This is a genomic window from Pseudomonas sp. AGC41 (assembly GCF_057334555.1).
On record NZ_JBHFJB010000091.1, the window covers coordinates 1 to 8,250 of the forward strand.

Consider the following 8,250-nt stretch of genomic DNA (forward strand, 5'->3'; position numbering starts at 1 on the left):
CTCCCACAGGAAATCCATCAGTGGCCTGAATATCGAGCCACACACAAAACCCGCCCGACTGGCAACTCGCCATGGCTGACCTATGCTCAAAACAGTACCCCCGGGTATTCGTTCAGAGGTCATCGCCATGAACATCAAAACAAGAAGACGCCTCGCCATTTTTGTCACCTGCACGGCCACGCTAGCGCTGTATGGCACTGCGGCTTATCGGGTCGAACAGGCCAGGCAGTTGCCCCGTGAATACGCCAGCTGCAACTTCGAACGCTGCATACCGCACAACGCATCCCTGAACGCTCTGCGCTGAAGTGGTTTCAGTCGTCCGGCTGATCGGTCTTGAGCCGGTCGCGGAAGGCCTTGGGCGAAATGCCGACACGCCGGCGAAACAGCCGGGTGAAGTTGGTCGGGTCGGAAAAACCGAGCAGCTCGGAGATCTCGTAGATGGTCATGCCGGTGTAGGTCAGCAGCCGCTTGGCCTCCAGCAACTGGCGCTCGTGCATGATCTGCAACGCCGGTTGCCCGGCCAGTTCCCGACAGGTGCCGTTGAGGTGCGATACCGAGATGCCCAGGCGATGGGCGAGGTCTTCGACCTTGACGTGCTGGCGATAGGTTTCCTCGACCAGCTGGATGAACCCGTTGAGGTATTCCCGGGCCCGTTGCGGACGCTGCGACGAGGTACGCCTGTCCATTACCTGACGACTGACCCAGACCATGATCACGCTGACCAATGCATGCATCAGCATTTCCCGGGCCGGTTCGTGGCCAACATATTCCGCCTGCAAGGCACTGAACAGGCTGTTGAGGTAGTCGGCGTTTTCACCGGCCGGGTAGGCTTCGGCCTGGGCCAGGACATTCACCGAATGCCCGAGCTGCCCTTGCAGATGCGTCACCAGCGGCGCCGCCAGGGTAACCACGTAACCTTGCACATCCTCGGAAAAGCGAAAGCCATGCACTGACAAGGGCGGCAGGATCTGCACGGCCGGCTCGTCGAGCCGGGTGCGCTGGCCTTCTATTTCCAGCTCGGCCTGGCCCTTGTAGACAAACAGCAACTGACACAGGTCCGCATGCCGATGGGGTTTGATTTCCCACTGATGTTCGCTGCTGCGCGTGGAGATGGTTTCGCAATGCAGCAGGTCCGGCGTCGGCCAATCCTGGCTCTCGCCATAGAGCTTGAACACCGGTATCGAAGGCAGCTCGGTTTTTTTCATACGAGGGTTGGCCTCGGGTTACGGGCGGTAATCGCACCGATTGGCAGAAAGTACAGGTTTCAGCGCAGTTTTCCCCTTCAATTGACAGGTTCGCAAGCGAAAAATGCAGGCCAGGATTACTAATAATAAACACCGACCCTGGTCGCGTGCTCTTGCGAGTCATAACAACAATGAAAACCCTCAAGACCCAAGTCGCCATTATCGGCGCCGGCCCCTCTGGACTGCTGCTCGGCCAGTTGTTGCACAACGCCGGCATCGACACGCTGATCCTGGAACGCCAGACACCCGACTACGTCCTCAGCCGCATCCGCGCCGGGGTGCTTGAGCAAGGCATGGTGCAGTTGCTGCGCCAGGCCGGGGTCGGCCAGCGCATGGACGCCGAAGGCCTGCCTCACGATGGTTTCGAGCTGGTCCTCAATGGCCGGCGCGTGCACATCGACCTGAAGGAACTGACCGGCGGCCAGAACGTCATGGTCTACGGCCAGACCGAAGTCACCCGCGACTTGATGGCTGCCCGCCAGGCATCCGGCGCGCAGACCCTGTATCAAGTCGACAACGCCCAACCCCACGACCTGCAGACCGACCAGCCCTTCGTGACCTTCGAACACGCAGGCGAAACCTGGCGCCTGGACTGCGATTACGTCGCCGGCTGCGACGGCTTCCACGGCGTCGCGCGGCAATCGATCCCGGCGGAAAAACTCAAGGTCTTCGAGCGCGTCTACCCGTTCGGCTGGCTCGGCATCCTGGCCGACACCCCGCCGGTCCACGAGGAACTGGTCTACGCCCGCCATGAGCGCGGCTTTGCCCTGTGCAGCATGCGCTCGCGGACCCGCACCCGTTATTACCTGCAAGTGCCCGCCGAGGAACAAATAGCCGACTGGCCGGACGAGCGTTTCTGGAGCGAGCTGAAAAACCGCCTGCCCGCCGACCTGGCCGAAGCGCTGGTGACCGGCCCCTCCATCGAAAAAAGCATCGCGCCGCTGCGCAGTTTCGTCGTCGAACCGATGCAGTACGGGCGGATGTTTTTGGTCGGCGACGCCGCCCACATCGTCCCGCCCACCGGTGCCAAGGGGCTGAACCTGGCCGCCAGCGACGTCAGTACGTTGTTTAACATCTTGCTCAAGGTCTATCGCGACGGCCGGGTGGATCTGCTGGAACGCTATTCGGCCATTTGCCTGCGCCGGGTCTGGAAGGCCGAACGGTTCTCCTGGTGGATGACGTCGATGCTGCATCGCTTCGACGACGACGCGTTCAACCAGCGCATCAGCGAAGCGGAGCTGGAGTATTTCGTCGACTCCGAGGCCGGTCGAAAAACCATCGCGGAAAATTACGTCGGCCTTCCTTACGAGGCTATCGAATAGCCAACTATCGATTTAAACTGCGGGCTCCCGTCCATTCGCCTCCCCGGCGCGATGCCCGCAGGTCCAGCCTTGAATCAGCTCGATACGCCTCAAGCCCCGCAACCCGCCATCCGCAGCGTGCTGGTGGCGCTGATGCTGGCGATTTTCCTCGGTGCGTTGGACCAGACCATCGTCGCCGTCTCGATGCCGGCCATCTCCGCGCAATTCATGGATGTCAGCCTGCTGGCCTGGGTGATCTCCGGCTACATGGTCGCGATGACCGTTGCGGTGCCGATCTACGGCAAGCTGGGCGACCTGTACGGCAGGCGGCCATTGATGCTGTTCGGCATGGGCCTGTTCACGCTCGCCTCGCTGTTCTGCGGCCTGGCGCAAGACATGCAACAACTGGTACTGGCGCGGATTTTCCAGGGCATCGGCGCTGGCGGGATGATCTCCGTGAGCCAGGCGATCATCGGCGACATCATCCCGCCCAGGGAACGTGGCCGTTACCAGGGTTACTTCAGCAGCATGTATGCGGTGGCCAGTGTCGCCGGGCCGGTGCTGGGCGGCTACATGACCGAATACCTGTCCTGGCGCTGGGTGTTCTGGATCAATTTGCCGCTGGGCCTGGGCGCCTGGCTGGTGGCCCGGCGCACACTGGTGGGGCTGCCGGTACCGCAACGCACGCCGATCATCGACTATTTGGGCACCGTGTTGCTGATCATCGGCCTCACTGCGCTGCTGCTGGGCATTACTCAGATCGGCCAGGGTCACGCCTGGCACAGCCGCGAAGTGCTCGGGCTGCTCGGTGGCGCCGTGGTCGTGCTGGGGGTATTCGCCTGGCATGAGCGCCGCGCCCGCGAGCCGTTGCTGCCCATGCACCTGTTCGTCAACCGCAGCGCGGTGTTGTGCTGGTGCACGGTGTTCTTCACCAGTTTCCAGGCGATCTCGCTGACGGTGCTGGTGCCGTTGCGCTTCCAGAGCGTGACCGGCGCCGGGGCCGACAGTGCCGCGCTGCATCTGCTGCCACTGGCGATGGGCCTGCCGATGGGCGCCTATTTCGCCGGACGGCGCACCTCGATCAGCGGTCGCTACAAACCGATGATCCTCAGTGGCGCCCTGCTCTTCCCGTTCGCCATCCTCGGCATGGCCTTCACCCCGCCCGCGGCATTCTGGCTCAGCAGCCTGTTCATGCTGCTTGGCGGCATCGCGTCCGGCATGCAATTTCCCACCTCGCTGGTGGGTTCGCAGAACTCGGTGCGGCAACAGGACATCGGCGTGGCCACCAGCACCACCAACCTGTTCCGCTCATTGGGCGGCGCGGTCGGCGTGGCATTGATGTCGGCGCTGCTGCTGGCGCTGTTGCAGGATTCAGGTTTCGCCCAGCTCGCCGGTTCGTCAGTGATCGGCGAAGGGCATTCCGGCAACGTGCTGCTCGACGGCCTGAACGCCGCGCCGGGCGCGGCACGGGATGCCTTGCGCGAGGAACTGCAAGGGACGTTCCGGCATTTGCTGATGATCAGCGCGGCGGTGTCGTTGCTGGGGTTGGCGGCTGCCGTGGCGATGCCCGACTGCCTGTTGCGCGGGCGTGAAGAAAAAACTCGCTAGTGCGGATGGCGCTGAACCCTGTGGCGAGGGAGCTTGCTCCCGCTGGACTGCGCAGCAGGCCTAAAATCCTGAGTGGGCAGGGGAAATTCTGGGGCCGCTTCGCGGCCCAGCGGGAGCAAGCTCCCTCGCCACAAAAGCGCGCTCCCCTGCAGGTTTGTCTCAAGCTGTCGCCGCCACCCCACCCGGCACCACCACCGCGCTCATTCCTTCCTTCATCCGCGTGGCATCGCGCACGAAGCAGCGAGAGGCCAGGAACAGGAACACCATGGTCAACAGCAGCGCCACCGGGATCAGGTACATCGCGTCATGCAGGCCGATCGCCTTGAACGCTTCGGTCATCTGCGGGGCGCCTGCGGCCGCCATGGCCGTGCGGGCGAAGTAATCCGACAAGCCGCCGACCACCACCGGCCCCAGGCCACCGCCGAGCAGATACAGCCCGGCAAAATACAACGCCATCGCCGTGGCCCGCAGGCGCGGCTCCACCACGTCCTGGATCGCGGTGTAGACGCAGGTGTAGAAGTTATAGGCAAACAGCCAGCCGACGCTGAACACGGCGACAAAGATGCCGATTTCGATGCGCCCGGCATGCAGGGCCCAAGCGGTGGTCACCGTGGAAATCGCCAGGCTGAACGCCGCGAACAGCAGCCGGCCGTTGGGCACGCGCTGGTGAATCTTGTCGGCCACCCAGCCGCCGAGGGTCAACCCGAACAACCCGGTCACGCCGACCATGATCCCAGTCGCCACGGCCGCCTCGTGCAGCGGCATCCCGAAATAGCGCTGTAGCATCGGCACCAGGAAGGAGTTGCAGGCATAGGTGGCGAAGTTGAAGCACAGCCCCGCCAGGATCAGCCAGAGAAAGGTCGGAATCGCCAGCACCCGGCGAATCGGCTTGTCGACCTTTTCCTGGGACACCGCCACGGTTTCCGCCGCGCCGCGTTTGGGTTCCTTGATGAAAAACATGAACACCGCCAGCACCAGGCCCGGCACCGCGGCAATGAAGAACGGCGCGCGCCAGCTGTCGAACGCCTTGACCATCGCGCCAATGGTAAAGAACGCCAGCAGCAGGCCCAGCGGCAGCCCCAGCATGAAAATGCCCATCGCCCGCGCCCGACGGTGCGCCGGGAACAGATCGCCGATCAACGAGTTGGCCGCCGGCGCATAACTGGCTTCACCGATGCCCACGCCCATGCGCACCACCAGGAACGCCCAGAAACTGCCCACCAGGCCGTTTACCGCCGTCAGCCCGCTCCAGGTCGCCAGGCCCCAGCCCATCAGTTTGCTGCGCGAACCAGTATCGGCCATGCGCCCCAACGGCAGGCCGGCGATGGCATAGACGATGGTGAAGGCGGTACCGATGATGCCGATCTGGAAGTCGCTGAGGCTCCACTCCATGCGGATCGGCTCGATGATGATCGCCGGGATGGTGCGGTCGAAAAAGTTGAACAGGTTGGCCAGGAACAGCAGGAACAGAATGCGCCAGGCATTCGCCGCTTGGGTCGAGTTCTGCATGGGTCCGTCTCTTCTTATTGTTGGGCGAGGCATCCGAGCCCGGAGCCTGCAATCTAGACAGCAGCGTGCGCGCTGTCTTCAATCATTCGCGCGGCTGATACCCGACCATGGTGAATGGCGCATTCGTGACGACGGTCATTTTTCTGTAGGAAATGCCATCATTCTGCCCCTTCTTGATTAAAGATCGTCCTACAGATGCCGATCCAGATAATCAGGAAAAAGATTCCCCCGAGCGGCGCCAAGGCATGGCCTGGAACGCTTGGGCCGACCTTCGCGCGATCAAAAGACGCGAGCTCCCATCCGCGATGGTTCGATGACCAGATCGTCGAACCGACCAGTCAGGCATACGGCGCACAATGACCTCCAAAAAAACAGCCACTGCGGTTTCCGATCTGACCCTGAGCCCGGCCGCCAACGGCGCGGACGCCTCGGCGCTGTCGAGCAGCTCGCGATCCCTGGCGACCCAGCAATATCTGTATTTCACCGAGACCAACACCGACCGCATCCTCGACAACCTCGATGGCCTGCGTGATGCCGTATTCCCCCGCCCGCCGCACCTGGTGGATGACGAGAGCGAACGTGGCCAGCAGGAATTCCCCTCGGTGTGCCTGATCGGCCTTGGGCGCTGCGGCTCCAACATCGCCCTGGACGTGGCGGAACTGGTCTACAACGCGCGCAAGTTCTACCTCAACGAATTCAACGCCGAAGACAAACACTACGGTGACAAGGGCTATCGCCCCGCGCAGTGGATGCGCAACCTGCGCCTGGGCACCAGCAAGGCCAGCAAACCGGTATTCCTGGTGGAACCGCTGGTCATGCTCGGCGACCTGGACAAAGACATCGCCGGGCGTATCCGTTTTTCCCGCAAGGGCGAAAAAAGCGGGTTCTTGCGCGACTACAGCAAGATGAAAATCATGGACCTCTCCGAAGTCCACGCCGGTGGTGCCGGTAACGCGCCGATCCTCGGCCAGTACCTGGCGAAGATCATCCTGAACAAGGACACCCAGCGCTTCTCCAGCCCCGACTGGAAAATGATCCACTCGTACCTGATCGACAGCTGCGGCATCAAGGCCAACCAGTCGCGCCTGTACTTCTCGATCTTCAGCGCTGGCGGCGGGACCGGTTCGGGCATGGCTTCGGAGTTCGGCCTGGCCCAGCAGTACTCGTACATGAACAAGACGTTCGACACCAAGCCAATGGACGAACACGACAGCAAGAGCGGTCATTCCTTCGTCTTCGAGCCGATTTTCACCAGCGGCATCTGCGTGCTGCCAAACATTTCCGATCACCGCAGTGAAATGTCCGAGGCGCTGCACATCAACGCCGGACGCCTGCTGTGCAAATACCTCTCGGAAGAATGGGATTTTTCGTACAACTTCGCCAACGAAGACAGCAGCGAAGCCAGCGTCATGGGCCGTATCCGCCCATGGAACGCGATGATGCTGATCTCCAACGACATCATGCGCTACGCCGAAGAAAGCGATGACGGCAACATCCAGAACATTGACGTCAATGCCATGGAAAAGCACGCCAACCAGTACATTTCCCAGCAGATCTTCAACATCCTCACGGCCCAGGCCGTGACCACCGACTACGACCAGAACTACTTCCGGCGCGCCGGCATCGACATCGGCGAAACCATTCGCCTGGATGCCAACGACCTGTTCATGAGCCTGGCCGGCCCGGTGGCGATTGCCTACGCTGAATCCGTCGTTCCGGAAACCCCGGCGCCGAGCGGCGACAAGTTCAAGGTGTTCGAGAAAGAGCCGCCGCGCCTGAACATCGACGACCTGTTCTTCCGCTCCATCGACCTGCCGCACTTCAACAAAGTCACCCAGGCCATCGAAGGCATCAGCCTGTTGCCGATCGAGTCCAAGCGTTACCGGGCCTCGCTGGAGCAATACAAGAACTCCGGCTACGACGCCGCCGCCCTGCACGACCTGCACTTCTTCAAGAACTGCTCGTCGGTGGTGTCGATCGTCTCGCTGCCCAAGGACTACAAGCTGTCCTACATGGACCTGAACCGGCTCAAGACCCACCTCAACAGCCTGTTCCCGAACACCACGCTCAAGCGCTATGCGCTGGTGATCGGCGCCTCGGCCAACTTGTCGCTGACTACCCTGATCGCCAAGAGCCCGTGCCTGTCCGACGATTTCCTGACCTTGATCGTGGCGTTCATCAAGCGCTGCTTCGCGCGCACGCCGTATCGCTTCGACGAGACCCTGGACAACTCGATCCTGGACTTCATCATCAATGAAGAATTCGACGAAGCACGCATCGACGACCTGCTCAATGAATTCGAGAACCCGGCGAAGATCCTCGACACCAACTGGTACGCCATCAAGCCGATGTACGAGAAGAAGTATCGCGAGCTGATCAGCGACAAGGAAAAATTTGTCTCGATCAATGACATCCGGCTGTCCCGGGACTGCGTGAAGAAATCCATCAAGTATTTGCGTGAGATCTACCGTCACCGGATTGGCAAGACCAAGGTTATTTCGCTGAATAACCATACTGGCAAGAGTTATTGAGGCTGGCGTGACACCGCGTCGCCCCGATTCGCGAGCAGGCTCGCTCCCACAGAGGAT

Annotated in this window: 6 protein-coding genes; 4 read left to right on the top strand and 2 right to left on the bottom strand. The window is 61.7% G+C overall.

Going from position 1 to position 8,250, the window contains the following annotated elements:
* The first annotated feature begins 127 nt into the window (after positions 1 to 127).
* The gene (locus tag ACE04F_RS16710) at positions 128 to 304 is read left to right on the top strand and encodes a hypothetical protein (RefSeq protein WP_305499247.1); all 177 of its coding nucleotides are present in this window, start codon (positions 128 to 130) and stop codon (positions 302 to 304) included.
* Positions 305 to 311: 7 nt separating this feature from the next.
* On the opposite strand, the gene ACE04F_RS16715 is transcribed toward ACE04F_RS16710, so the two are convergent.
* Positions 312 to 1,205: a helix-turn-helix domain-containing protein gene (locus ACE04F_RS16715; protein WP_486108386.1), complete on the bottom strand. Its 894-nt coding sequence runs from the start codon at positions 1,203 to 1,205 to the stop codon at positions 312 to 314.
* 170 nt (positions 1,206 to 1,375) lie between these two features.
* Between ACE04F_RS16715 and pobA the strand changes: the two genes are divergently transcribed.
* Together pobA and ACE04F_RS16725 are read left to right on the top strand one after the other, a co-directional pair.
* The gene (pobA, locus tag ACE04F_RS16720; RefSeq protein ID WP_486108388.1) at positions 1,376 to 2,566 is read left to right on the top strand and encodes a 4-hydroxybenzoate 3-monooxygenase; all 1,191 of its coding nucleotides are present in this window, start codon (positions 1,376 to 1,378) and stop codon (positions 2,564 to 2,566) included.
* 69 nt (positions 2,567 to 2,635) lie between these two features.
* A complete protein-coding gene (locus ACE04F_RS16725) occupies positions 2,636 to 4,153 on the top strand; it encodes an MDR family MFS transporter (protein WP_486108390.1) in 1,518 nt (505 codons plus the stop codon).
* A 159-nt stretch (positions 4,154 to 4,312) separates the two neighbouring features.
* Here the strand turns inward: ACE04F_RS16725 and ACE04F_RS16730 are convergent, their stop codons facing one another.
* Entirely contained in the window at positions 4,313 to 5,662 is a 1,350-nt protein-coding gene (locus tag ACE04F_RS16730; protein WP_486108392.1) for a spinster family MFS transporter, read from the bottom strand.
* A 356-nt stretch (positions 5,663 to 6,018) separates the two neighbouring features.
* On the opposite strand from ACE04F_RS16730, the gene ACE04F_RS16735 reads away from it, so the two are divergent.
* Positions 6,019 to 8,193, top strand: a complete 2,175-nt coding sequence (locus ACE04F_RS16735) for a hypothetical protein (RefSeq protein WP_486108394.1) — start codon at positions 6,019 to 6,021, stop codon at positions 8,191 to 8,193.
* Positions 8,194 to 8,250 lie beyond the last annotated feature (57 nt).

Excerpts from the sequence above, each read along its gene's own strand:
- ACE04F_RS16710 (WP_305499247.1), top strand. The coding sequence starts at position 128 with ATGAACATCAAAACAAGAAGACGCCTCGCCATTTTTGTCACCTGCACG.
- ACE04F_RS16715 (WP_486108386.1), bottom strand. The coding sequence starts at position 1,205 with ATGAAAAAAACCGAGCTGCCTTCGATACCGGTGTTCAAGCTCTATGGC.
- pobA (WP_486108388.1), top strand. The coding sequence starts at position 1,376 with ATGAAAACCCTCAAGACCCAAGTCGCCATTATCGGCGCCGGCCCCTCT.
- ACE04F_RS16730 (WP_486108392.1), bottom strand. The coding sequence starts at position 5,662 with ATGCAGAACTCGACCCAAGCGGCGAATGCCTGGCGCATTCTGTTCCTG.
- ACE04F_RS16735 (WP_486108394.1), top strand. The coding sequence starts at position 6,019 with ATGACCTCCAAAAAAACAGCCACTGCGGTTTCCGATCTGACCCTGAGC.